The sequence below is a fragment of the Nocardioides sp. genome (assembly GCF_030149505.1).
Classification (GTDB): Bacteria; Actinomycetota; Actinomycetes; order Propionibacteriales; family Nocardioidaceae; genus Nocardioides.
Map to the genome: position 1 here is coordinate 19,344 of NZ_JASBRN010000052.1, position 24,433 is coordinate 43,776.

The 24,433-nt window shown below is 72.9% G+C and carries 24 protein-coding genes; 12 read left to right on the forward strand and 12 right to left on the reverse strand.

From position 1 onward, the window contains the following. Positions 1–11 precede the first annotated feature (11 nt). The 4 genes from Q1V71_RS11280 to Q1V71_RS11295 all read left to right on the forward strand — a co-directional run bounded on the left by Q1V71_RS11280 (position 12) and on the right by Q1V71_RS11295 (position 6,331). Complete coding sequence (locus tag Q1V71_RS11280) at positions 12–2,852, forward strand: FAD-binding and (Fe-S)-binding domain-containing protein (protein WP_300643875.1); 2,841 nt, start codon at positions 12–14, stop codon at positions 2,850–2,852. An 85-nt stretch (positions 2,853–2,937) separates the two neighbouring features. Beyond that, the gene (locus Q1V71_RS11285; RefSeq protein WP_300643877.1) at positions 2,938–4,245 is read left to right on the forward strand and encodes an SAM-dependent methyltransferase; all 1,308 of its coding nucleotides are present in this window, start codon (positions 2,938–2,940) and stop codon (positions 4,243–4,245) included. Positions 4,246–4,247: 2 nt separating this feature from the next. Beyond that, positions 4,248–5,231 (forward strand): hypothetical protein, encoded by a 984-nt coding sequence (locus Q1V71_RS11290; RefSeq protein ID WP_300643878.1) that lies wholly within the window; start codon positions 4,248–4,250, stop codon positions 5,229–5,231. 95 nt (positions 5,232–5,326) lie between these two features. Next, positions 5,327–6,331, forward strand: a complete 1,005-nt coding sequence (locus Q1V71_RS11295; RefSeq protein WP_300643880.1) for a DNA topoisomerase IB — start codon at positions 5,327–5,329, stop codon at positions 6,329–6,331. 175 nt (positions 6,332–6,506) lie between these two features. Here the strand turns inward: Q1V71_RS11295 and serC are convergent, their stop codons facing one another. Then, positions 6,507–7,631, reverse strand: coding sequence for a phosphoserine transaminase (serC, locus tag Q1V71_RS11300; RefSeq protein ID WP_300643882.1), 1,125 nt, complete (start codon positions 7,629–7,631; stop codon positions 6,507–6,509). Between the two features lie 110 nt (positions 7,632–7,741). Here serC and Q1V71_RS11305 point away from each other — a divergent pair, with 110 nt between their 5' ends. Genes Q1V71_RS11305 through Q1V71_RS11315 form a run of 3 tightly spaced genes read left to right on the forward strand, consistent with a single transcriptional unit; the run spans position 7,742 to position 9,218 of the window. After that, positions 7,742–8,188, forward strand: coding sequence for a zinc ribbon domain-containing protein (locus Q1V71_RS11305; protein ID WP_300643884.1), 447 nt, complete (start codon positions 7,742–7,744; stop codon positions 8,186–8,188). After that, positions 8,169–8,732 carry a GNAT family N-acetyltransferase gene (locus tag Q1V71_RS11310; protein ID WP_300643886.1) on the forward strand — a complete coding sequence of 188 codons (564 nt, stop codon included), beginning with the start codon at positions 8,169–8,171 and terminating at the stop codon, positions 8,730–8,732. The genes Q1V71_RS11305 and Q1V71_RS11310 overlap by 20 nt, the downstream gene beginning before the upstream one ends. Before the next feature lie 51 nt (positions 8,733–8,783). Next, positions 8,784–9,218 (forward strand): nuclear transport factor 2 family protein, encoded by a 435-nt coding sequence (locus Q1V71_RS11315; RefSeq protein ID WP_300643888.1) that lies wholly within the window; start codon positions 8,784–8,786, stop codon positions 9,216–9,218. 169 nt (positions 9,219–9,387) lie between these two features. Here Q1V71_RS11315 and Q1V71_RS11320 read toward each other — a convergent pair whose 3' ends face one another. After that, positions 9,388–9,975, reverse strand: a complete 588-nt coding sequence (locus tag Q1V71_RS11320; protein ID WP_300643890.1) for a class I SAM-dependent methyltransferase — start codon at positions 9,973–9,975, stop codon at positions 9,388–9,390. Between the two features lie 192 nt (positions 9,976–10,167). On the opposite strand from Q1V71_RS11320, the gene Q1V71_RS11325 reads away from it, so the two are divergent. After that, the gene (locus Q1V71_RS11325) at positions 10,168–10,755 is read left to right on the forward strand and encodes a hypothetical protein (RefSeq protein ID WP_300643892.1); all 588 of its coding nucleotides are present in this window, start codon (positions 10,168–10,170) and stop codon (positions 10,753–10,755) included. A 105-nt stretch (positions 10,756–10,860) separates the two neighbouring features. Here Q1V71_RS11325 and Q1V71_RS11330 read toward each other — a convergent pair whose 3' ends face one another. Beyond that, positions 10,861–11,964, reverse strand: coding sequence for a citrate synthase 2 (locus Q1V71_RS11330; RefSeq protein WP_300643894.1), 1,104 nt, complete (start codon positions 11,962–11,964; stop codon positions 10,861–10,863). A 291-nt stretch (positions 11,965–12,255) separates the two neighbouring features. On the opposite strand from Q1V71_RS11330, the gene pdxH reads away from it, so the two are divergent. From pdxH to Q1V71_RS11350, 4 genes are all read left to right on the forward strand, one after another. Further along, complete coding sequence (gene pdxH, locus Q1V71_RS11335; RefSeq protein WP_300643896.1) at positions 12,256–12,903, forward strand: pyridoxamine 5'-phosphate oxidase; 648 nt, start codon at positions 12,256–12,258, stop codon at positions 12,901–12,903. A gap of 37 nt (positions 12,904–12,940) precedes the next feature. After that, positions 12,941–14,683 (forward strand): ABC transporter ATP-binding protein, encoded by a 1,743-nt coding sequence (locus Q1V71_RS11340; RefSeq protein ID WP_300643898.1) that lies wholly within the window; start codon positions 12,941–12,943, stop codon positions 14,681–14,683. Beyond that, entirely contained in the window at positions 14,680–16,752 is a 2,073-nt protein-coding gene (locus Q1V71_RS11345) for an ABC transporter ATP-binding protein (protein ID WP_300643900.1), read from the forward strand. Before Q1V71_RS11340 ends, Q1V71_RS11345 begins: the two co-directional genes overlap by 4 nt. 172 nt (positions 16,753–16,924) lie before the next feature. Continuing rightward, complete coding sequence (locus Q1V71_RS11350; RefSeq protein ID WP_300643902.1) at positions 16,925–17,128, forward strand: cold-shock protein; 204 nt, start codon at positions 16,925–16,927, stop codon at positions 17,126–17,128. Between the two features lie 80 nt (positions 17,129–17,208). Here Q1V71_RS11350 and Q1V71_RS11355 read toward each other — a convergent pair whose 3' ends face one another. The 9 genes from Q1V71_RS11355 to Q1V71_RS11395 all read right to left on the reverse strand — a co-directional run. Then, positions 17,209–17,421 carry a helix-turn-helix transcriptional regulator gene (locus Q1V71_RS11355; RefSeq protein WP_300643904.1) on the reverse strand — a complete coding sequence of 71 codons (213 nt, stop codon included), beginning with the start codon at positions 17,419–17,421 and terminating at the stop codon, positions 17,209–17,211. Beyond that, on the reverse strand, positions 17,421–17,888 hold the full coding sequence (locus Q1V71_RS11360) for a DUF2975 domain-containing protein (protein WP_300643905.1): 468 nt from the start codon (positions 17,886–17,888) through the stop codon (positions 17,421–17,423). Before Q1V71_RS11360 ends, Q1V71_RS11355 begins: the two co-directional genes overlap by 1 nt. A 297-nt stretch (positions 17,889–18,185) precedes the next feature. After that, the gene (locus Q1V71_RS11365; RefSeq protein WP_300643907.1) at positions 18,186–18,452 is read right to left on the reverse strand and encodes a hypothetical protein; all 267 of its coding nucleotides are present in this window, start codon (positions 18,450–18,452) and stop codon (positions 18,186–18,188) included. Between the two features lie 3 nt (positions 18,453–18,455). Then, positions 18,456–20,522, reverse strand: coding sequence for a flagellar biosynthesis protein FlhA (flhA, locus tag Q1V71_RS11370; RefSeq protein ID WP_300643909.1), 2,067 nt, complete (start codon positions 20,520–20,522; stop codon positions 18,456–18,458). Between the two features lie 87 nt (positions 20,523–20,609). After that, positions 20,610–21,839, reverse strand: coding sequence for an EscU/YscU/HrcU family type III secretion system export apparatus switch protein (locus tag Q1V71_RS11375; protein ID WP_300643911.1), 1,230 nt, complete (start codon positions 21,837–21,839; stop codon positions 20,610–20,612). 17 nt (positions 21,840–21,856) lie between these two features. Continuing rightward, positions 21,857–22,624, reverse strand: a complete 768-nt coding sequence (locus Q1V71_RS11380) for a flagellar biosynthetic protein FliR (RefSeq protein ID WP_300643913.1) — start codon at positions 22,622–22,624, stop codon at positions 21,857–21,859. Between the two features lie 21 nt (positions 22,625–22,645). Then, positions 22,646–22,915: a flagellar biosynthetic protein FliQ gene (locus Q1V71_RS11385; protein ID WP_300643914.1), complete on the reverse strand. Its 270-nt coding sequence runs from the start codon at positions 22,913–22,915 to the stop codon at positions 22,646–22,648. A 96-nt stretch (positions 22,916–23,011) separates the two neighbouring features. Then, positions 23,012–23,944: a flagellar type III secretion system pore protein FliP gene (gene fliP / locus Q1V71_RS11390; RefSeq protein ID WP_300643916.1), complete on the reverse strand. Its 933-nt coding sequence runs from the start codon at positions 23,942–23,944 to the stop codon at positions 23,012–23,014. A gap of 131 nt (positions 23,945–24,075) precedes the next feature. Then, positions 24,076–24,433, reverse strand: a 358-nt coding sequence (locus tag Q1V71_RS11395) for a hypothetical protein (RefSeq protein WP_300643917.1), incomplete at its 5' end; no start/stop codon positions are given.

Here is a 24,433-nt window from a genome sequence, read left to right on the forward strand (position 1 = left end):
ACAATGGAGCGGTGAGCGCGCCGACCCTGGAGACCCCTGGCCACGACGCCGGTGCCGTCCGTGACGTGGCGGCGGCCCTGCGGGCAGCCGGGATCGGTGGCCCCGGCGACGTCGACGACTCCACCCTGGCTCGGGCGCTCTACTCCACCGACGCCTCGCTCTACCGCGTCCCACCGCAGGTCGTGGTGCGGCCGCGCGACCGCGACGAGCTGCTCGCGACCCTCGCGGTGGCGCGCGAGACCGGGACGCCGCTCACCATGCGCGGCGCCGGCACCTCGATCGCCGGGAACGCCGTCGGCCCGGGCATCGTGGTGGACACCTCCAAGCACCTGAACAGGGTGCTCTCGATCGACCCCGAGGCGCGGACCGCGACCGTGGAGCCGGGTGCGGTGCACGCGGTGCTGCAGCGCGCGGTGGCACCGCACGGCCTGCGGTTCGGGCCTGACCCCTCGACCCACCCCCGCTGCACCATCGGCGGGATGATCGGCAACAACGCCTGCGGGGCGCGGGCGCTGGGCTACGGCCGGACCGCGGACAACGTGGTCGGCCTCGACGTCGCGTTCGGCACCGGTGAGGTGTGGACCGGGGGCCCCTCCGCCGTGGGTGACGGGCTCGCGTCACTGGTCGACGGCCACCTCGGGCACGTCCGCACGGAGTTCGGCCGGTTCACCCGGCAGGTCAGCGGCTACTCGATGGAGCACCTGCTGCCGGAGAACGGCCGCTCGGTCGAGCGGTTCCTCGCCGGCTCGGAGGGCACGCTCGGACTGGTCCTGGGCGCCACCGTGCGCCTGGTCGACGACCGGGTCACGCGGCACCTGCTCGTGCTCGGCTACCCGTCGATGGCGGAGGCCGCCGACGCGGTGCCGGCGCTGCTCGCCGTCGGACCGCTGACGGCCTGCGAGGGCCTCGACGACCGGATCGTGGAGCTGGTCCGCGCCCGCGGCGGGGTGCCCGAGCTGCCGCGCGGCGCCGGGTTCCTGTTCGTGGAGTACCTCGACGCCTCGCTCGAGAGCGGCCTGGTCGCCGCGTCCGGCGCCCTGGGGCACCGGGTCGTCACCGACTCCGCCGAGACGGCCGCGCTGTGGCGGATCCGCGAGGACGGTGCCGGCCTCGCCGCGCGGAGCCTCGGCCGACCGGCGTACTCCGGCTGGGAGGACGCCGCCGTCCCGCCCGAGAAGCTGGGCGCCTGGCTGCGCGACTTCGACGAGCTGCTGACCGGCCACGACCTGCAGGGCGTGCCCTACGGCCACTTCGGCGACGGCTGCGTGCACGTGCGCATCGACTTCGACTTCACCGACCGCCAGAGCGACGCGAGCGCCGGGCCGCGGCGCTTCCGCGAGTTCCTGCTGGCGTGCGCGGAGAAGCTGCGCGAGCACGGCGGCTCCCTGTCGGGCGAGCACGGTGACGGCAGGGCCCGCTCCGAGCTGCTCTCCACGATGTACGACGAGGAGTCGCTGCGCCTCTTCGGTGCCGTCAAGGCCGTCTGCGACCCGGAGAACCTGCTCAACCCGGGCGTGCTCGTCGACCCCGACCCGATCGACGCCCACCTGCGCCCGGCGCGTCCGCGCCGCGAGCCGCGCACCCGGCTGAACCTGCTGCACGACGGCGGGTCGCTCGGGGACGCGGTGCACCGCTGCACGGGCGTCGGCAAGTGCGTCGCGCCCCAGGTCAGCGGCCAGGGCAAGGGCGTCATGTGCCCGTCGTGGCAGGCGACCCGCGACGAGAAGGACTCCACCCGCGGGCGGTCGCGGGTGCTGCAGGAGGCCCTCGACGGGACCCTCGTCGGCGGGCTCGGCGACCCGGCCGTCTCCGAGGCGCTCGACCTCTGCCTGGCCTGCAAGGGCTGTGCGTCGGACTGCCCGACCGGCGTCGACATGGCGACCTACAAGTCCGAGGCGCTGCACCAGAAGCACGACGTCGAGGGGCAGCGGCGCCCGCGCTCGCACAGGCTCCTGGGCAGGCTGCCGAGGTGGGCCGCGCTCGCGGCGCCGGTCGCCCCGGTGGTCAACGCCTCGCTCAAGGTGCCGGCCTTCGCACGGATCGCCCGCGCCACCGCCGGGGTCGACCAGCGGCGCTCGCTGCCGTCCTTCGCGCGGCGCACCCTGCGCCGCTCCGCTCCGGTGGCCCGGCTGGCGTCCGCGACCCCTGACGTCTGGGTCTGGGCCGACTCCTTCACCGACCACTTCCTGCCCGGCTCCGGCCACGCCGCGATCCGGGTGCTCGAGGCCGCCGGCCTCACCGTCAAGGTGATCGACGAGGACGCCTGCTGCGGCCTCACCTGGATCACCACCGGGCAGCTCACGGAGGCCGGCCGGATCGCCACCCGGACCGCCGCGACGCTCGCCCCCTACGTGCAGTCCGGCGTGCCCGTCCTGGGCCTCGAGCCGTCCTGCACCGCCACGCTGCGCAGCGACCTGGTCGAGCTCACCGACCACCCCGGTGCGGGCGTCGTGGCCGAGGGCGTGCTGACCTTCGCCGAGCTGCTCGACCGGCTCGGCCTCGGCCCCGACCGGCTGCCCTCGCTCGACGGCGTCACGGTCGTCGCCCAGCCGCACTGCCACCAGCACGCCGTCATGGGCTGGGACGCCGACCAGCGGCTGCTCGAGCGGCTCGGCGCCACCGTCACGAGGGTGCCCGGCTGCTGCGGCCTGGCCGGCAACTTCGGCATGGAGAAGGGGCACTACGAGGTGTCGGTCGCCGTCGCCGAGACCCACCTGCTCCCGACCATCCGCTCCCACCCGGACGCGGTCGTGCTCGCCGACGGCATGTCCTGCAAGGTCCAGCTCGACGACCTCGCGGACGTCCCGGCGATGCACCTCGCCGAGCTGCTCTCTTCTAGGCTCGCCCGGTGAATCCCAAGCACCGCCGGCTGATCATCCCCGTGGCGCTGGGGCTGCTGCTGCTGATCGTCGTCGTCGCCTCCTTCCTGTAGGACCCATGGCCGAACCGCTCCTCCGTGCGCTCGCCCGGCTCCGGGCCGAGCTGCTGGCCCCCGACGCCCTTGTGCGGGCCGTCGCCTCGGGCCGCCGCAAGGACGGCGAGCCGCGCTGGCGCCGCGTCGAGGTCCGCCCCGTGGAGCTCAAGGCCGGCCGGCACCTGCAGCTGACGTCGTACGACGCGACGCAGGCGCACACGAGCAACCACCTGCTCGGTGACGACCCGCTGGCGGGGCCCGCGGCGGAGGCGCTGGACGCGCTGCTCTTCGACGAGCCGTTCGGGAACTGGCACGTCGAGACCACGACCCACACCCACCAGCTGCGCGTCACCAAGAAGGGAGAGGCGCTGCTGCACTCGACCCAGCGCGCCGCCCCGGTGGCCGTCGAGCTCGAGCACGACCGCGACAAGCAGCGGCTGCTGCCCGAGGACGACCCGGTCTACGCCGCCCTCGGCCTGACCGACGCGCAGGGGCGGATCAAGCCGACCCGGCGGGCCAAGCTGCGCCAGGTCGAGGAGTTCCTGCGGCTGCTGGACGCCACGATCTCCGAGGCGCGCTCCTCGGGGCACCTGCGACGCCCGACCCCCGAGCAGCCGCTGCGCATCGTCGACCTCGGCTGCGGCAACGCCTACCTCACCTTCGCCGCCCACCGCTTCCTCAGCCACGTGCGGGGGCTGCCGGTGCACCTGGTGGGCGCCGACGTGAAGCAGCAGTCGGCCGACCACAACAGCTCGGTCGCCTCGGCCCTCGGGGTGGCCGAGGAGATGTCCTTCGCGGTCGGCACCATCGGCGACGTCGTCGTCGACCCGGCGCCGGACGTGGTGCTGGCGCTGCACGCCTGCGACACCGCCACCGACGACGCGCTCGCGCGGGCGATCGGCTGGCAGGCGCCGGTCGTGCTCGCCGCGCCCTGCTGCCACCACGACGTGGCGGCCCAGCTGCGTCGCGCGCCGACCCCGTCGCCGTACTCCGCGCTCACCCGGCACGGCATCCTGCGCGAGCGGTTCGCCGACACCCTCACCGACGCCCTGCGCGCCTCGCTGGTGCGCCAGCAGGGCTACCGCGTCGACGTCGTGGAGTTCGTGGGCTCCGAGCACACGCCCCGCAACACCATGCTGCGGGCGGTGCGCACCGGCTCGCCGGTCAAGGGCGGCTCGGTGGTCAAGGAGTACGACGAGCTCGTCGCCACCTGGCAGCTCCGGCCGCGGCTCGGGGAGCTGCTGGGGCGGTCGCCGGCAGGATCCGCCGCCGAGCCTGCTGCCGAGCTTGTCGTCGAGCTTGTCGCCGAGCCGTCGTCCGGGCAGGAGTGAGCGTGGTGGGCCGGCTGCTCGCCGTCCTGGTCGCGCTGCCGTTCCTGGCCGGCGGGGTGACCGCGGCCGTCTCGGCGGACCGCGGGGAGGTCGTCCTGACCTTCGCCGACCCGGCCGTCGTGGAGTCCTCGGGCCTCGTGGCGCTGGACGACCTCGTGGTGACCGTCAACGACTCCGGTGACTCCGGCCGGGTCTTCGCCGTCGGACCCGAGGGCCGGACGGTCGGGGTGACGACCTTCGCGGAGTCACCGACCGACGTCGAGGCCCTGGCGCCCGTGGCTACGGACAGCGCCGACGAGGTCTGGGTGGGCGACATCGGCGACAACGCCGCTGCTCGGTCCTCGATCTCCGTCACCCGGGTGCCGGTCACTCGCGGCGACCGGTCCGGGGAGTACCCCACGTTCGAGCTCGTCTACGCCGACGGCCCCCGCGACGCCGAGACGCTGCTCGTCGACCCGACGACCGGACGCCTGCACGTGGTGTCCAAGGAGATCTTCGGCGGCACCCTCTACTCCGCCCCGCAGCGGCTCTCCGCCGACCGTCCCAACGTGCTGGAGCCGGTCGCCGACGCGTTGGCCGTGGCCACGGACGGTGCCTTCTGGCCCGACGGGCGGCACCTGGTCGTCCGGGGCTACGGGCGGGCCGTGGTCTACGAGTGGCCCTCGATGACCGCGGTCGCCGACCTCGACCTGCCCGACCAGGACCAGGGCGAGGGCATCGCCGTCACCGCCGACGGGCGGGTGCTCGTCTCCACCGAGGGGCAGTTCACCGACGTGCTGGAGGTGCCGCTGCCGCGCGAGGTACGGCAGGCGGTCGCACCGGAGCGACCGACCTCGGGCGCTGACCGTGGACGCCCTGCCTCCGCACCCGCGCCGGTCGTCGAGGAGCCCCGGGCGCTGCCGCTGCCGCTCTGGCTGCTGCTGGGCGGAGGCGCCGGCGTGGTGGTGCTGCTCGGCCTGGTCGCCTGGGCGGTGCGCCGGCGCTGACCCGCCTCCGGCGCGCAGCCGTGGACTATCCCGCCGGCGGCTCTCACGCCACCGGGTGAGATTGACCCCGGGCCTCGTCGGCAAGGCTGGCAGTCATGGTGCGGCTGCGCAGGACCTCGCCCGACCAGCCGGGGTGGACCCGGCGTCGGGCAGGCAAGGGATTCGTCTACCTCGACGCCTCGGGCCAGCGGTTGCCGACCGACGACGCCGAGCGCGTGCGGTCGCTGGTGATCCCGCCTGCCTGGCAGGACGTGTGGGTGACGCCGTACGAGAACGGGCACCTGCAGGCCGTCGGCACCGACGACGCCGGTCGCCGGCAGTACCTCTACCACCCCGCCTGGCGGGAGCGGCGGGACGCGGAGAAGTTCGAGCGGATGCTGGTGTTCGGGAAGGCGCTGGTGAAGGCGCGCGAGCAGGTCGTCGCCGACCTCGGGCGCGAGGGCATGCCGCTGGAGCGGGCCTGTGCAGCGGCGGTGCGGCTGCTGGACCTCGGCTACTTCCGGATCGGCAACGACGTGTACGCCGACACCAACGGCTCCTTCGGCCTCACCACCCTGGAGCGGCGGCACGTGCGGCGGCGCCAGGACCGGCTGGTCTTCGCCTTCGTCGGCAAGTCCGGGGTCGAGCACCGGATCGAGATCGACGACCTGGTCGTCATCGAGGCAGTCGAGATCATGCGCCGTCGGCGCGCGGAGGACCCGCGGCTGCTGTCCTACAAGGAGTCCCGTTCCTGGCGCTCGGTGCTGCCGGACCTGGTCAACGACTACGTCCGGGTCACCACCGGCGTGCAGGCCACCGCCAAGGACTTCCGCACCTGGCACGCGACGGTGCTGGCCGCTGCCGCCCTGGCGGAGTCGCCCGAGCACGGGGAGAGCGCGGCCTCGCGCAAGCGCGCGATCTCGGGTGCCATGAAGGAGGTCTCCGGCTTCCTCGGCAACACCCCGACGCTGGCCCGGTCCTCCTACGTCGACCCCCGCGTCATCGAGTCCTACGAGGAGGGCCGCACCATCGCCGGCACCACCCGACGTACCTACGACACCCCTGACCAGCGCCAGGCCGCCCTCGAGCGCGCCACCCTCAAGCTCCTCCGCACTGCCTGACCCCGGCGCGTGCGTGACTCGGCACGGATTCGAGGGTGAGTCGGCACTGATTCGAGCGTGGGCGCTTGAACCAGTGCCGAGTGAGCGTCGAACCAGCGCCGAGTGAGCGTCGAACCAGCGCCGAGTGAGCGTCGAACCAGCGCCGAGTGAGCGTCGAACCAGCGCCGAGTGAGGGTCAGGACAGGTGATCGACGACCCAGTCGAGGCAGTGGGTGAGGGCCAGGACGTCGTCGGGATCGACGGCGGGGAACATCGCCACGCGCAGCTGGTTGCGGCCGAGCTTGCGGTAGGGGTCGGTGTCGAGGATGCCGTTGGCGCGCAGGACGACCAGCACGTCCTCGAAGTCCAGCGGGGGAGCCAGGTTGAGGGTGGCGACCACGTGCGAGCGGTGGGCGGGGTCCGTGACGAACGGCGAGGCCCAGCTCGAGGCCTCGGCCCAGGGGTAGAGGTGGGCGGCCGAGGCGCGGGTGCGGGCGACGGTGGCCTCGAGCCCGCCGAGGGAGAGCATCCAGCCCAGCTGCTGGTCCATGAGGAAGAGGGTGGCGACCGAGGGCGTGTTGTAGGTCTGGTCCTTGCGGGAGTTCTCGATCGCGGTCGGCAGGTCGAGGAACGCCGGGACGTGGCGGTCGGTCGCCGCGATCCGGGCCGCGCGCTCCAGCGCTCGCGGCGACATGAGGGCGATCCACAGCCCGCCGTCGGAGGAGAACCCCTTCTGCGGGGCGAAGTAGTAGACGTCGGCCTCGGCCATGTCGACAGGCAGGCCGCCCGCACCGGAGGTGGCGTCGACCATCACGAGGGCGTCGGGGTCGATCCCCGCGGGCCGCACGACGGGGGCCATCACGCCGGTCGAGGTCTCGTTGTGGGCCCAGGCGTAGACGTCGACCCCGTCCTCGGCCACGGGTACGCCGAGGGACCCGGGCTCCGCGCGCACCACCGACGGCTCGCCGAGCCACGGCGCCCGGGCGACGGCGGTGGCGAACTTGCCGGTGAACTCCCCGTGCACCAGGTGCTGGCTGCGGTGCTCGACCAGGCCGTGGGTGGCGACGTCCCAGAAGGCGGTCGAGCCGCCGACGCCCAGGACGACCTCGTAGCCCTCGGGCAGCGAGAACAGCGCGGTCAGCCGCTCCTTGACCGACGCCACCAGCGAGCGGACCGGGGTCTGCCGGTGGGAGGTGCCCATCAGCGACGTACCCGTGGCCGCCAGGGCGTCGATGTGCTCGACCCGGATCTTGGAGGGGCCGGACCCGAACCGGCCGTCGCGGGGCAGCAGGTCGGCGGGGATGCGCAGGTCCGGCGTCACGGCGCCATCATCCCAGCCGCACCGAGCACCCTGCGTCCGGGTTTCACCGCAGGAGGGGGGAGGGTAGGAGCCGACCCGCCCGACCCGCGGGCACATCTCTCGGAGGAACCATGACCCGATCGCCGTACGACACCCGCCGCTCCCGCACCGTCCTGCTCGTCGTCGGGTCCCTGCTGCTCGTCGGGGGCGCGGTCATCGCCTACCTCGGCGGTCGCGACTTCTTCGCGGCCGCCAACATGGAGAGCATGGACCCCCAGTTCGGGTCCTTCTTCACGATGGCCGGTGGTGCGTTCATGGTCATCTTCGGCATCGGCATGCTCAACGCCGGCACCCTCGGAGCCCAGAGCCGGTACGTCGCCGGCGAGACCATGCCCACGGTGAAGAAGTCCGCGGAGTACCTCTCCGACGGTCAAGGCATCATGGGCGTCGGGCGCACCGTCGACGACGGGGCGGCCGCCGGGACGCAGCGCGCCTCGGGCCCCTTCTGCCGCGCCTGCGGCACCCGCAACGACGAGGACGCGAGGTTCTGTGACGGCTGTGGAGCCTCGATGGCCTGAGCGCCTACCCGACCTCCCCGACGCCCCGGTCGGTTGGCGGATCGAGCCCGCCCCCTACGGCCACCCCGACGTCCTGCGGCTGGTCGAGGAGGTCCAGGCGGTCTACGTCGCGCGCTACGGCGGCCCCGACGAGACCCCGCTCGACCCGGCGATGTTCGAGCCGCCCGCGGGGAGCTTCTTCCTCGGCTACCTGGGGGAGCGGCCGGTCGCGACCGGCGCGTGGCGGCGTACGACGGCAGCGACCGTCCCCGGGCTCCCGCCCGACGCGGCCGTCGCCGAGGTGAAGCGGATGTACGTCAGCCCCACCGCGCAGCGCCGCGGCCTCGCCCGGCGGATGCTCGCGCACCTCGAGGCCACCGCGGCCGCGACCGGCGTCCGCGCGATGGTGCTGGAGACCGGGACCGCCCAGCCGGAGGCGATCGCGCTCTACGAGTCCGCGGGCTACGTGCCGATCGCCGGGTTCGGGCACTACCGCGACTCCCCGCTCTCGCGCTGCTTCGGCCGGGTGCTGCCCGGGGCCGGTGGCACGGGCGAGGTGCTCTAGAACCCCCGCTCAGGGGCCATACCCCCGCGCCCCGGTCCTCGTTGTCGGTGCGTGAGGAAGTCTTCCGCGACCCAGGAGCCGCAGCGCGTCGTCGTCGAGACGCTGGTGCGACTGCAGCAGGCGTTCGCAGTGCGCGACGTCGAGACGGCGCTGGCGTGCTTCACGCCCGACGGCGCGGCCTACGGCGACGACCTCGGCGAGCACGCCCACGGCGCCGAGGAGCTGCGGCTCTTCCTCGCCGAGGTGTTCGAGGAGTCCTTCGCCCTCGGCTGGGAGGTCGGCGAGGTGTGGGCCCGGCACCGCGGCGGTGTCCTCTGGTTCGTCGCCTCCACCGAGGCGGTGCTGACCTACCCCGAGGGCCTGGAGGAGCGGCTCCCCTTCCAGCTCTCCGGCACGTTGAGCCACAGCCGGCGCCACGGGTGGCGGTTCGAGCTGTTCAACGGCACCCAGCCGGTCACGCAGGCGCGCGAGCTGCTGATCGCCTGAGGGGGCCTCAGCCTCGATCCACCGATTCTCGCCTGCTGCGCGACACCATGCGGGCGCCCTGGCGGCGTTGTCACGCCTCGACGGGCCTGGGGGCCCGCCTTCGGCGCTCCGCCTTGCCAGCGCACCCGTCTGGTGCCGCTCGCGACGGCGACCATCGGTGGATCGAGGCTCAGCAGACGACGGCGTACCGCTCGTCGCTGATCGGGCCACCCCACAGCGCGGGGTCGTCCAGCGCGTGCACCGTCGGCTCGCGCCCGACCTCGCGGGCGGCGTCGGCGACCTCGGTGGCCCGCAGCCCGGCACCGGTCGTCCAGCTGCCCTCGACCAGCACCAGCCTGCCCTCGGGCCGCAGTAGCGCGACCCAGCGGCGCAGCGCCTCGACCGGGTCGGGGAGCGCCCAGAGGACGTGGCGGGTCAGCACGACGTCGTACGCCGTCGGCGGCAGCGGCGGGGAGAAGGCGTCGCCCTGCAGGATCGCGACGTCGGGCTCCGCGGCCGTCTTGGCCACCGCGCGGACGACCATCTCCGGGGAGAAGTCGACCCCGTCGACGCGGTGGCCCTCCTCGGCGAGCAGCAGCGCCAGCGTGCCGGTGCCACAGCCGAGGTCGGCGACCCGCGCCGGTGGGTGGGGGAGGAGGCCGGAGAGCAGCGAGCGCCACGCTTGGCGCACCGCCGGGTCCCTGAGCCCGTGGTCGGCAGCGTCGTCGAAGGTCGGTGCCTCGGAGTCCCAGAGGTCGACCGCGTCCCGAGAGGTCATGGTCGGACACTAGGCACACCCGCCGACACCCGCCGACACCCGCCCCGGCAGGGGCACGGCACGGCCGGCGGGCAGGCGGGCTGGTCGGTCCGGGGCCAGCACCTCGGTCGAACACGGGACGTCGCCGCGGGTCGCGACCTACCCTCGGACGGTCCGGTCGCGGGGAGGCGGCCGGCACCCGGAGGGAACACCATGATCGTCCTGGTCCGCCGCGTGCTCGCGGCTCTTCTCGTGACCCTGCTGCTGCCCGTCGCCGTCGTCGCGACAGCCCCGGCCGCCCACGCCGAGCTGGAGGACTTCGCGTCGTACCAGCCCGAGGAGCGCTGCAGCCCGAAGGCGAAGGCGGGGGCGGAGTACCTCGCCGGCTGGCTGGTGAGGACGTACGGCGGCGCGCGCGGCCGGATCGGTGCGGCCTGCACCGACAGCGTCTCGGAGCACCAGGAGGGACGCGCGGTCGACTGGTCCAACGACGCCACGACCAAGGCCGGCCGCGCCCGGGTCAAGGAGTTCCTCCGCGACGTACTGGCAGAGGACCACCGTGACCGCCCGGCGGCGAAGGCACGCCGGATGGGGATCATGTACGTCATCTGGGACGACCGGATGTGGTCGGCCTGGGACGGCTTCGAGCCCGAGCCCTACCTCAGCTCCTCGTGCAAGAAGCTCAAGAAGTGCTCCAAGACCCTGCGCCACCGCGACCACGTGCACGTCTCGCTGAGCCGCAAGGGCGGCTACGGGCGCACCAGCTTCTACGACGGCCGGGTCGAGAAGAAGAAGGACTGATCGCCGAGCCGTCAGAAAAGAACCCTCGAGCCGTCACCTCCGCACCGCTGAGGCGGGCGAACGTGACGGCTCGAGGGTTCGAAAGTGACTGCTCGGCGGGGAGGGTCAGCCGGCCCAGGAGGCGTCCCAGCCCTCGACCGCGTCGGCGGGACGCGAGGAGGGGCCGGTGTAGATCGCCGAGGGGCGGATCAGGCGACCGGTGGTCTTCTGCTCCAGGATGTGCGCCGACCAGCCGCCGGTGCGGGCGCAGGTGAACATCGAGGTGAACATGTTGGCCGGCACCTCGGCGAAGTCCAGGACGATCGCGGCCCAGAACTCCACGTTGGTCTCGAGGACGCGGTCGGGGCGGCGGGCACGCAGCTCCTCGAGAGCCGCCTTCTCCAGCGCCTCGGCCACCTCGTAGCGGGGGGCGTTGAGCTCCTTGGCGGTGCGGCGCAGCACGCGGGCGCGGGGGTCCTCGGCGCGGTAGACGCGGTGACCGAAGCCCATGAGGCGCTCGCCGTCGTCGAGCAGCTTCTTGACGTACGCCGCCGCGTCACCGGTCTTCTCGACCTGCTCGATCATGCCGAGCACGCGGGAGGGGGCGCCGCCGTGCAGCGGGCCGCTCATCGCGCCGATGGCGCCGGAGAAGGCGGCCGCGACGTCGGCGCCCGTGGAGGTGATGACACGCGCGGTGAAGGTCGAGGCGTTCATGCCGTGCTCGGCCGCGGAGGACCAGTAGGCGTCGATCGCCTTGACGTGCTTGGGGTCGGCCTCGCCCCTCCAGCGGATGAGGAACTTCTCGGCCAGCGTCCTGCCCTGGTCGACGTCGCTCTGCGGGACGACGTAGGTGCCGAGGCCGCGCGCGGACTGCGCGGCGTAGGACAGCACCATCACCGCGACGCGGGAGAGGTCCAGGCGGGCCTGCTCGTCGGAGATGTCGTAGGTCTGGCCCATGCCGAGCATCGGCGCGAGCATCGCGACCGAGGCCTGCACGTCGGCGCGCACGTCACCGGTGTGGATGGCGATGTTGTACGGCTCGGCCGGCGGGAGGCCGGGGGTGTAGGTGCCGTCGACCAGCAGGCCCCAGACGTTCTCGAACGGCACCCGGCCGACGAGGTCCTCGATGTCGACGCCGCGGTAGCGGAGCGCGGAGCCCTCCTTGTCCGGCTCGGCGATCTGGGTCTCGAAGGCGACGACGCCCTCCAGTCCGTGGTGCACCTCAGGCATGTCGACTCCTTCGTCGTCTCTCTCGTGGGCCGGGTCGCGGCCCTCAGAACCTCCCGCATTCTGCCGGACGCGGGGCACACCCGGTCCGGGGGCCGCTCCGTGGGCGCTGGACCGAGGGCGTGCCTCTCGACTCGGAGCACGGCGCCGGTGCCGCCCGGGACGCACCCTCGCTGCGTTGCCGTCGCTTGCTGGACGGCCAAGTACGGCGGCGCGCCGGCGCCTTGCGAGGTCACGCCCCGGACGACGCCGGCACGCACCCCGAGTCGAGAGCCACGCCCTACTCTCGGAGGCATGACCGACCTGCGCGCGCTGCGCCACGAGTACGCCGCGAAGGGGCTCGACGAGGGCGACCTCGACCCCGACCCGCTGGTGGTGTTCCGGCGGTGGTTCGAGGAGGCGCTCGCCTCCGGCCTGGACGAGCCCAACGCGATGGTCGTGGCGACCGTCGACGACGACGGGCGGCCCTCGGCGCGCACCGTGCTGCTCAAGGGCCTCGAGGACGGCTCCGACGGCGGGTTCGTGTTCTACACCAACCACGCCTCCCGCAAGGGGCGCGCGCTCGCGGCCGAGCCCCGGGTGGCCCTGCTCTTCCCGTGGCACCCGCTCGAGCGCCAGGTGCGGGTCGAGGGCACCGCCGAGCTGCTGCCCCGTGAGGAGGTCGAGACCTACTTCGCGGTCCGGCCGCGCGGCAGCCAGCTCGGGGCGCACGCCTCGGCGCAGTCGCAGCCGGTCGCGGACCGCGCGACCCTGGAGGCGGCGTACGCCGCGGCGGAGCGGGAGTTCGAGGGCCGCGAGGTCACCCCGCCGGAGCAGTGGGGCGGCTACCGCGTGCGGCCGGAGGTCGTGGAGCTCTGGCAGGGCCGACCCAGCCGGCTGCACGACCGCTTCGAGTACCGCCGGGCCGGGGACGGCTGGACCGTCCGGCGGCTGCAGCCGTGACGGCCCCCGCCACCGTGACCGCCGCGAGGAGCCCCCGGTGCTCGTCGCCCTCCTGAGGCAGCGCCTGGCGCCGTACCGCTCCTGGCTCGCGGCCGTCGTCGCGCTCCAGCTCGCCGCGGTGCTGGCGATGCTCTACCTGCCCAGCCTCAACGCCGCGATCATCGACGACGGGGTGGTCCCCGGCGACGAGGGGCTCATTCTGCGCCTCGGCGGGATCATGCTGGCGGTCTCGCTGGTCCAGATCGTCTGCTCGGTCGGGGCGGTGTGGTTCGGCGCGCGCACGGCGACGTCCTTCGGCCGCGACCTGCGTCGCGACCTCTTCCAGCGCGTCGGCTCCTTCTCCCAGCGCGAGGTGCAGGAGATCGGCGCCCCCTCGCTCATCACGCGCACGACCAACGACGTGCAGCAGGTGCAGATGCTCGTCGTGATGACCTGCCTGATCGCGGTCTCGAGCCCGATCATGATGGTCGGCGGCGTGCTGATGGCGCTGCGCGAAGACCGCGGCCTGGGCTGGATCCTCGCCGTCGTCGTGCCCGCGCTCTTCGTCTCCGTCGGCTTCGTGGTCTCGCGGATGGTGCCGAGCTTCCGGCTCGTCCAGACCCGCATCGACGAGGTCAACCGGGTGCTGCGCGAGCAGCTGGCCGGCATCCGGGTCGTGCGCGCGTTCGTGCGCGAGGAGCACGAGACGCAGCGTTTCGCGGTCGCCAACGACGCGCTGACCGACGTCGCCACGACGGCCGGTCGGTGGATGGCCACGATGTTCCCGCTGGCGATGCTGGTGGTGAACGTCTCCAGCGTCGCGGTGGTGTGGTTCGGCGGGCAGCGGGTCGACGCGGGGCAGATGGAGGTCGGGGCGCTGACCGCCTTCCTGTCCTACCTCATGCAGATCCTGATGTCGGTGATGATGGCGACCTTCATGCTCATGCAGGTGCCGCGCTCGGCGGTCTGTGCGGAGCGGATCACCGAGGTGCTGGCCACCGAGACGTCCGTACGCCGCAGCACCGACCCGCGCCCGCTCGACCCGGCGCGCCGCGGCCACCTCGACCTGGAGGGCGTGACGTTCTCCTACCCCGGCGCCGAGGCCCCCGTGCTGGCCGGCTGCTCGCTCAGCGCCCGGCCCGGCGAGGTCCTCGCCGTGGTCGGCTCGACCGGCGCCGGCAAGTCGACGCTGGTCAACCTGGTGCCGCGACTCTTCGACGCCACCGCCGGCACTGTGCGCGTGGCCGGGGTCGACGTGCGCGACCTCGACCCCGAGGTGCTGTGGGCCGAGCTCGGGCTGGTGCCCCAGAAGGCCTACCTCTTCAGCGGCACCGTCCGCTCCAACCTCGCCCACGGTCGCCCCGACGCGACCGAGGAGCAGATGTGGGAGGCGCTCGAGGTCGCGCAGGCGCGCGACTTCGTCGAGGCGCTCCCCGACGGTCTGGACGCCCCCGTCTCCCAGGGCGGCACCAACTTCTCCGGGGGCCAGCGGCAGCGCCTCGCCATCGCGCGCGCCGTCGTGCGCCGCCCGGCGGTCTACCTGCTCGACGACGCCTTCTCCGCCCTCGACCTGGCCACCGACGCCCGGCTGCGTGCGGCCCTGCGCCGCATCACCACCGACGCGACCGTCGTCGTGGTGGCGCAGCGGGTCTCGACCATCCGCGACGCCGACCAGATCCTGGTGCTCGAGGACGGTCGGGTCGTGGGCCGCGGCACCCACGAGGAGCTGCTGCGCGACTGCGCGACCTACCAGGAGATCGTCGCCTCCCAGCTCTCCGCCGAGGCCGAGGACGCCGCATGAGCGGGTCCCGAGGGTCGGGCAGCCCGGGCCCCGGCGAGGGCGTCGTCGAGACCGCCTCCGCAGGGAGGCCCAAGGTCCAGGGCTTCGCCGCGACCGAGCGGATCGAGGCCCCCCAGGGCGGACCGGGGCGCGGCCCGATGGCCGGCGGCATGGTCGGTCAGAAGGCGATGACCTTCGTGCCGTCCGCGCGCCGGCTGGTCGGTCGGATGCGCCCCGACCGCCTCCAGGCCCTGCTCGTCGTCGTGCTGGTGGTCGCCTCGGTGGGCCTGATGTCGGTCGGCCCCCGGCTGCTCGGGCACGCCACCGACCTGGTCTTCCGCGGCTTCATCGGTGCGCGGACGCCCGTGGGCACCCCCGACGACCAGCTGCCCGAGGCCGTCCAGGGGCAGGGGGTGGTGCCCGGCCAGGGCGTCGACTTCGGCGCCGTGGGGCAGTGGCTGCTGCTGGTGCTCGCGGTCTACGCCGCCGCCTCGCTCCTGTCGTGGTGGGCCGGCTACGTGCTCAACGGCGTCGTGCAACGCACCGTGCAGCGGATGCGCGCGGAGGTCGAGGACAAGATCCACCGGCTGCCGCTGGGCTACGTCGACCGCTCGCCGCGCGGGGAGCTGCTGAGCCGGGTCACCAACGACATCGACAACGTCAGCACCACCCTGCAGCAGACGATGGGCCAGCTGCTCCAGTCGCTGCTCACCGTCGTCGCGGTGCTGGCGATGATGGTGTGGATCAGCCCGCTGCTGGCACTGGTCGCCCTGCTCAGCGTGCCGCTGTCGCTGGTCGCGACGCGGGCGATCATGCGTCGCTCCCAGGGCGAGTTCGTGGCGCAGTGGCGGCGCACGGGCCAGCTCAACGCCCACATCGAGGAGGCCTTCTCCGGTCACGCCCTGGTGAAGGTCCTCGGTCGCACCGACGAGGTCGAGCGCACCTTCGCCGAGCACAACGAGGACCTGCACGAGGTGTCCTTCCGGGCGCAGCTGGTCAGCGGCCTGGTGATGCCGACGATGATGTTCATCGGCAACCTCAACTACGTCGTGGTCGCCGTCGTGGGGGCGCTGCGGATCAGCTCCGGCGCGGTGACGCTGGGCGAGGTGCAGGCCTTCGTGCAGTACACCCGCCAGTTCACCCAGCCGCTCACCACGGTGGCCTCGATGGCCAACCTGCTGCAATCGGGCGTGGCGTCGGCCGAGCGGGTCTTCGAGCTGCTCGACGCCGAGGAGGAGCCGGTCGCCGTCGTACGCCGCCCGCCGAGCGGCGCGACCCGCGGCGAGGTCGCCTTCGAGCACGTCTCCTTCTCCTACGACCCGGACCGCCCGCTGATCCGGGACCTCTCGCTGGTGGCCCGCCCCGGCCAGACCGTCGCGATCGTCGGGCCGACCGGCGCGGGCAAGACCACCCTGGTCAACCTGGTGATGCGCTTCTACGACCTCGACGGCGGGCGGATCCTGCTCGACGGCGAGGACACCGCCGCCATGACCCGCCAGGAGCTGCGCTCGCGGATCGGGATGGTGCTGCAGGACACCTGGCTCTTCGAGGGCACGATCCGCGACAACATCGCCTACGGCCGGCCCGGCGCGAGCGAGGAGCAGGTCCGCGAGGCCGCCCGGGCGACGTACGTCGACCGCTTCGTCCACTCCCTGCCCGAGGGCTACGACACGGTCGTGGCCGAGGACGGCGCCAACCTGTCGGCGGGGGAGCGGCAGCTGCTGACCATCGCGCGCGCCTTCCTCACCGACCCCGCGCTGCTGATCCTCGACGAGGCGACCTCCAGCGTCGACACCCGCACCGAACTGCTGCTGCAGCACGCGATGGCGGCGCTGCGCAGCGACCGCACCTCCTTCGTCATCGCCCACCGCCTCTCCACGATCCGCGACGCCGACCTGATCCTGGTGATGGCCGACGGCGCGATCGTCGAGCAGGGCACGCACGCCGAGCTCCTCGCCGCCGACGGGGCGTACGCCGCCCTGCACCGCTCCCAGCTGGCAGCCGCCCCGGAGGACGCGGACGCGCCGGCCGGCGGACCGGTCGCGGCGCTGCCGGGCGGGGATGGTGCGTTCGGCGTCGCGAGGGGCTAGTGTTGCCGGCGTTGGAGGGACGGCCCCGGTCGTCCTGGCACTCGGCAGGACGCCGGTGCCGCATCTCAAAGTCTCTTGGTCTTCGGTTTCGCTGGACATCAGGTACGTGAACGGATGTCTTCAGCCCACGCGGCGCAAAGTGCGCCGCGAAGAAACACGAAGGAACAGCATCATGGCTCAGGGAACCGTCAAGTGGTTCAACGCCGAGAAGGGTTTCGGCTTCATTGCTCAGAACGACGGCGGCGCTGACGTCTTCGTCCACTACTCCGCCATCGAGTCCACCGGCTACAAGTCGCTGGACGAGAACCAGGCCGTCGAGTTCGACGTCACCCAGGGCCCCAAGGGCCCCCAGGCCGAGCGCGTCCGCGCGATCTGATCTCGGCTGGACCCACCAGGTCCACCTCGCGGTGCCCCGTCCGGTTCGTCCGGGCGGGGCACTGCTGCGTCCGGAGGCAGTCAGCCGGGGCCGGGCTCGTGCCGCAGCAGGTCGCCGGGCTGGCAGTCCAGCACCTCGCACAGCGCCTCGAGCGTGCTGAACCGCACCGCCTTGGCGCGACCGTTCTTGAGCACCGCCAGGTTGGCCGGGGTGATGCCGACCGCCTCGGCCAGTGCTCCGACCGACATCTTGCGGCGGGCGAGCATGACGTCGATGTCGACGACGATGGGCATCAGATGACCTCGGCCAGCTCGTCGCGCATGCCGACCGCCTGCACGAGGAGCGCGCGCATCACCCGGACCACCAGGGCGGCGCCCAGCACCAGCCCGCCGGCCCCGCCGACCAGCAGCACCACCCCCGGAGCGACGTCCTCGCCCGGAGCGGCGACCGCACCGAGCCAGAAGAGCAGCAGGGCGGCGGCCACGACCGCCCCGCTGATCGTGTCGACGTAGCGGAAGGACCGGGGCGAGAACACCTCGTCGCGCCCGACCAGCGTGAGCAGCCGCCAGGTGCAGACCATGACGACCTGCACCGCCACGATCCCCAGCAGCACGATCGCCACCACCTGCACGCGCACCGGCGTCGAGGCGTCGTCGAGGTCGAGGAAGAGCAGCGGGACCATCACCGCCTGGACGAACAGCGAGCCGGCCAGACCGAGGGCCAGGACGGTGCGGAGGGCTGCGACGACGTACGGGTTCATGCTGATTCCTCTCGTGAGTCGAGAGGAATCTATCGAATAACAATCGATCTGGCCAGTGAAAGGTTTCGATCGAGCCCCCGCCGAGAAATCCGTTGTCCGCACGCGCGAGCCGACCTACCGTGGAGGGACACGGGAAAGGAGGTGGTCCGATCAATGATTTCTCTACGGACGCGTGAGGTGGCTGCTCGCTAGCAGCGGCTCCTAGGACGTCGCTGCCGGCAATACCCGGCAGCCACCCGACCCCCAGGTCGGTCCGGACCCGTCCGCCGGACCAGCCGCCGGAGGTGCTCTCCCGAGCTACTCCGCCGGCACGCCTGGGGGTCGTTCCACGTCCGGGACCGGCGCGGCGTCGACCCCGGGGTCGGTGGCGCGGGCCGCGGGGGCCGGAGGCTCGCCGACCAGGGCGGCCACCAGCGAGATCGCGACCCAGCACAGCACCAGGGCCACGAGGTAGCGCGTCATCGCGACCTCCAGCGGCACGCCGCCGGTGACGAGGGTCTGATAGAGCGCCGGGGAGGCGCAGACCCCGGCGGCGCCGAGGACGGTGGGGGAGAGCAGGTTCATGGATCAGGCTCCCATCGGGTCCTGGCCGGCGAGGACCGAGGTGCGCTCGCCGCCGATCACGCCCACGGACCGCACCTGGGCGGTCCCGGCGAGCTCGGGGTAGGCCAGCACGGGCAACCGGTCGATGGCCGGTCGCACGAGCCGACGCACGGCGGCGCGCAACTGCGGTGCGCACACCAGCACGGGGCGGATGTTGTGATTCTCGGCGTCGACGAGGTGCTGGGCCAGGCCGCCGATCACGGTCTGCGCGGTCACCGGGTCGAGCACCAGGGCGGGGCCCTGGTCGCCGTGGCGCAGCGACTCCAGGAGCCGCTGCTCGAAGATCGGGTCGAAGCTGAGGACGTGCACGGTCCCGCCGGCGACGTACGGCGCGACGACGGCCGGCCCGAGGGCGGCGCGGGCGGCGTCGACGAGGGCGTCGACGTCCTTGGTCTGCGCAGCCTTCATCGACAGCGCCTCATAGATCCGCACGAGGTCGCGGATCGCGATGCCCTCCTCGAGCAGCTGCTGCAGCACCCGCTGCACCTCGCCCAGGGAGAGCAGGCTCGGAGTGAGCTCGTCGACGACGTTGGGGTGCGTGCGCTTGACGACGTCGGTGAGCAGGCGGACGTCCTCCCGGCCGAGCAACCGGGCGGCGTACGTCGTGACCACCTGCGAGAGGTGGGTGGTGATCACGGCCGAGCGCTCGACGACCGTGGCGCCGGAGAGCTCGGCCTGGGCCCGCAGCTCGGCGGGGATCCACTTGGCCTCCAGCCCGAAGACCGGCTCCTTGGTGGCCTCGCCCGGCAGCGAGCCGAGGAAGTCGCCGATCGCCAGGACGGTGCCCGGGGGCGCCTCGCCGCGCGCGACCTCGATGTCGAAGAGCTTGATGGCGTAGGTGCGGCTGGGCAGCTCGAGGTTGTCGCGGGTACGTACCAGCGGGACGACGACGCCGAGCTCGCCGGCGATCTTGCGGCGCAGCGCCTTGACCCGCTGCAGCAGGTCCCCGCCGTGGGCGTGGTCCACCAGGTCGATCATGTCGGCGGACAGCTCCAGGCCCAGCGGGTCGACCTGGATCTCCTCGGCCAGCTGCTCGGGGTGGTCGGCGGTGGGCAGCTCGCCCACGGCCTCGGTGGCCTCGACGGCGGCGGGCTCGGGACGCTCGGCGCGGGCGGAGAGCAGCAGCAGCACCCCACCGACGAGCAGGAACGGGATCTTGGGCAGGCCCGGGATGAGGAGCAGCGCCATCGAGCCGAAGCCGGCGATCTGCAGGGCGTTCTTGTTGCCGGTGAGCTGCCCGACCATGTCGGAGCCCATGTCGGACTCCGAGGCGCTGCGGGTGACGACCAGGCCGGTGGCGACCGAGAGCAGCAGGGCGGGGATCTGGCTGACCAGGCCGTCGCCGACGGTCAGCAGCGAGTAGGTGCTGACCGCGTCGGCGGGGCTCATGCCGAGCTGGACCAGCCCGATGGTCATGCCGCCGATCAGGTTCACGACGGTGATGAGGATGGCGGCGATCGCGTCGCCCTTGACGAACTTCGAGGCACCGTCCATCGCGCCGAAGAAGTCGGCCTCGGCGTGGACCTCCTTGCGGCGACGACGAGCCTCGTCCTCGTCGATCAGCCCGGAGTTGAGGTCGGCGTCGATGGCCATCTGCTTGCCCGGCATGGCGTCCAGGGTGAAGCGGGCGCCGACCTCGGCAACCCGCTCGGCGCCCTTGGTGATCACCACGAACTGGATGATCAGCAGGATGGTGAAGATGATCAGGCCGACGATGAGCGAGCCGCCGACGACGAAGTGACCGAAGGTCTCGATCACCTTGCCGGCGTAGCCGTCGAGCAGCACCAGCCGGGTCGCGCTGACGTTGAGGGCCAGGCGGAAGAGGGTCATCACCAGCAGGACCGCGGGGAAGGCCGCGAAGTCCAGCGGTCGCTTCACCGACATCGCGGTCAGCAGCACCAGCAGCGCACCGGCGATGTTGGCGGCGATCAGCAGGTCGAGGACCATCGCGGGCAGCGGGACGACGAGCATCACGACGATCATGACGATGCCGATCGGCACGCCGAGCTTGGTCAGGCGCTGGAGGGACATGCGTGCCTTCCGGGGTCGTGGAGCTTCGTCGACCAGCCGTCCTGGCTGCAGCAGATGTGTCGCAACGCCCTCCTGGCGTCGAGGGTCCTATCGACGGGTGGCCAGGGCACCTGAGGAGTTCGGCGACGCGGCTCGGGCGGGTGCCGGCCCGGAGGCCGACGCAGCGGACCCGGCCGGTCGCGTGGCCGCGGCGGACGGCGTACGACGGCGGCGCTGGCCGGCCGTGCGCACCTCGGGCAGCGCGCCCTCGGCGCGGGGGGAGCGGTGGGTGCCGGCGTACGAGCCCCTGCCGCGGCGGCTGATCACGAAGGCGAGGATGTGCGCGACCGCGGCGAAGAGCTCGGTCGGGATCTCCATGCCCACCTCGGTCGAGCGGTAGAGCGCGCGGGCCAGGGGGACGTCCTGGACCAGGGGGACGCCGGCCTCGGAGGCGACGCTGCGGATGCGGGCGGCGACCACGCCGGCGCCGCGGGCCACGACGACCGGGGCGCCGCGCTCCGGGCGGTAGCGCAGCGCCACCGCGACGTGCGTCGGGTTGACCAGCACGACGTCGGCGTCGGCCACGTCGGCGATCATCCGGTTGCGCGACGCCGCCAGCTGGCGCGAGCGGATGGCCCCCTTGAGCATCGGGTCGCCCTCGGCCTGCTTGTGCTCGTCCTTGACCTCCTGCTTGGTCATGTTGGTCTGCTTGGTGGTGCGGCGGCGCGCCATCAGGTAGTCGAGCGCACCCATGACCACACCGGCGATCGCGACGTTCCGCAGCAGCGTGAACGCGTGGTCGCTGCCGAGCTCGATCGTCGTCGTGAGCGGCACGAGGCCGCCGACCATCGGCATCAGCGCCATGACGCCCTGGTAGACCAGCCCCGTCACCAGGGCGCTCTTGATCAGCATCTTGGCCAGCTCCCACCAGGCCTGGGCGCCGAACATCCGCTTGACGCCCTGGATCAGGTTGAGCTTCTTCAGGTCCGGCTTGGCCATCTTGGAGGCGATGTAGAACCCGCCCTGGGCCAGGGTGATGACGGTGCTGAGGACGAGCACGACGCTGCCCAGGATCAGGAGCGCGAGGAAGGCCGACATCGAGGCCTCCTTCACCAGCGCGGTGGCCACCTCGACGCTCGGGTCCTCGATCGCGCGCAGGCAGGCGCTCATGAGGGACGTCATCGACTCGGCGGCCCCACGCATGACCGGCGGCAGGGCCAGGGTGACCAGCAGCAGGCTGATCCAGCCGCCGAGCTCGGCGGTGCGGGCGACCTGCCCCTCCTTGCGCGACTCCTTGCGCTTCTTCGGGGTCGCCTTCTCGGTCTTCTCACCGGCCACGTCCGCTCACCCCCTCCTCAGCCGCCGCCCACGAGGGCGGCCATCGCCGCCATGGCGTGGTCGACGACCCGCTCGACGACGGTGGTGAGGACGGGGAAGCTCAGACCCACCAGGAGCAGGGTCATGCCGATCTTGGCGGGGAACATCACGTTGAGGGCGTTGAGCTGCGGGGCGACCTTGGTCATCAGCGCCAGGCCGAGGTCGGAGACGAAGAGCACCGCGATCATCGGCAGCGCCACCTGCACCGCGATGACCGCGAAGAGGGTGAAGGCCCGGGTCAGCAGGCCCGTGCCGTCCTCGACCTGCGGCATCTGCCCGACGGGCAGCAGGTCGAAGGTGCGCAGCAGCCCGCCGATGACCAGCAGGTGCCCGCCGCTGGCGAAGAGCAGCATCGTGAACAGCCACTGGTGGAAGGTGCCGAAGACCGTGCTGGAGTTCTGGCCCAGCGGGTCGAAGCCCTGGGCGAGGGCGAAGCCGCCGAAGACGTCGACCAGGCTGCCCGCTGCGGCCACCGCCGCGAAGAGCAGCGAGGTGAGGAAGCCCAGCGCCGCGCCGGTGGCCACCTGGGTCACCACCGAGACCAGCAGGCCCCCGAGCTCCAGGGGGACCTCGGCCTGGGCCATCGCCGGCGCGACGGTCAGGGCCAGGCCCAGGCTCAGCACCACCTTCGCCATCGTCGGTACCGCGCGCGTCGAGAACGGCGGCACGACCAGCAGCCAGGCCACGATGCGCACCGAGGCGAGCAGGTAGGCCAGGAGCGGTTCTCCGGCGAGGGTGACGTACACGGACGGGGTCGGGCTCTCCGGTCAGGCCAGCAGGCTGGGGATCATGGCGAAGAGGTCCTCGGTGAAGGCCACGAGGGTCTGGAGCATCCAGTTGCCGGAGGCGACGAGCGCGGCACCCACGGCCACGACCTTCGGGACGAAGGCCAGGGTGAACTCCTGGATCTGGGTCATCGACTGGAACAGCGAGACCGTGAAGCCCACCGAGAGCGCCGTCAGCAGGATCGGCGCGGACAGCTTGAGGGCGACCTCCATGGTGAGGGTGGCGATCTCGATGACGGTGGTGTCGTTCACGGGGTCCTCCGTGGTGCCTGGTCGGGGTGGCCTCCGGCGCCCGGGGTGCGGGTCGGGGCGGTGGCGGGGTCAGGGGCGCTGGCTGCCTCTCGGCAGCTAGGCATAGCTCTGGACCAGGGCTGTGATGATCAGTCCCCACCCGTCGACGAGGACGAAGAGCAGCAGCTTGAACGGCAGGGAGACCATCACCGGCGGCATCATCATCATGCCCAGCGCCATCAGCGCCCCGGAGACGACGATGTCGATGACCAGGAAGGGGATGAAGATGATGAAGCCGATGATGAAGGCGGCCTTGAGCTCGCTGATGATGAACGCGGGGACCAGCGTCGACATCGGCACCTCGGCCCGGTTGGCCGGCAGGTCGCGGCGGGCCACGTTGGTGAGCAGCGCCAGCTCCTCGTCACCGGTCTGGTCGAGCATGAACTCGCGCAGCGGCTCCACACCGGTCTCGTAGGCGGCTGCCGCGGTCTTGTCCCCGTCCAGGTAGGGCTGGATCCCGACCTCGTTGATGTCGCTCAGGGTCGGCGCCATGATGAACAGGCTCAGGAAGAGCGCCAGGCCGGCCAGCACCTGGTTGGGCGGGGTCTGCATGAGGCCCAGCGCGTTGCGGGTCAGGCCCAGCACCACCAGGATCTTGGTGAAGCTGGTGCAGGTCAGCAGGATCGCCGGGGCCAGCGAGAGCAGGGTCAGTGTCAGCAGCAGGCTGACCGAGGAGCTCGGCTTCTTGGTGAGGCCGTCGACGTCGATGAGCACGTTCTCGCCGCCGGCGCCCTGTCCGCCCCGTCCCGCACCCTGTCCGCCCTGGTCCTCCTGGACGTCGGGCTGCGGGGCCAGCGCCACGCTGCCCTGGTCGAGGAGGGGGGCTGCGGCCTGGACGCCGGCCTGGACGCTGGAGGCGACGCTCGACGGAGCGGCCGAGGCCGGCGCGGCCAGGGCGAGCAGCCCGAGGACCGCGGCGAGGGGGCCGAGCAGGGCCAGTGCGAGCCGCGTGGAGCGGCGGGCTGCGGGGGTACGGCGGGGGCTGGTCATGATCGGTTCACCTCGCTCTCGGGGCGGTTCGGTGGGCAGGCAGGGACGCGCGGCGCCACGGCGGTGCGGACGTGACGACTCGGTGGTTCAGATGTGACGACTCGGCGGTGCGAAGGTGACGGGTCGGCGGGTCAGGACGCGCGGCGGTTCACCGCGCGGAACGCCTGCTTCCAGGTGGTCGGGGAGAGGACCGAGCCGGCGAGCGCGCCCTGGTCCTGGGCGGTGGGCGCGGCGGCGGTCCGGGCCTGGGCGGCCCGGCGCTCGGCGCGCGAGGGGCGCCCGGCGGGAGCGGCCGCGGCCGCGGGGGCCGGGCTGGCGGCCTGCAGCTGCGCGGCGAGGAGGGCGGCGCGGAGGGCGGCGATGTCGGCGGCCATCGCAGCAGTGGTCGGGGCGGCGGCTGCGGTGGTGATCGGGGCGGCGACCGGCGCCGGGGCCGGCGCCGGGGCCGGAGCGGCGGCGGGGGCTGGGGCGAGCGGGCGGGCCGCCCGG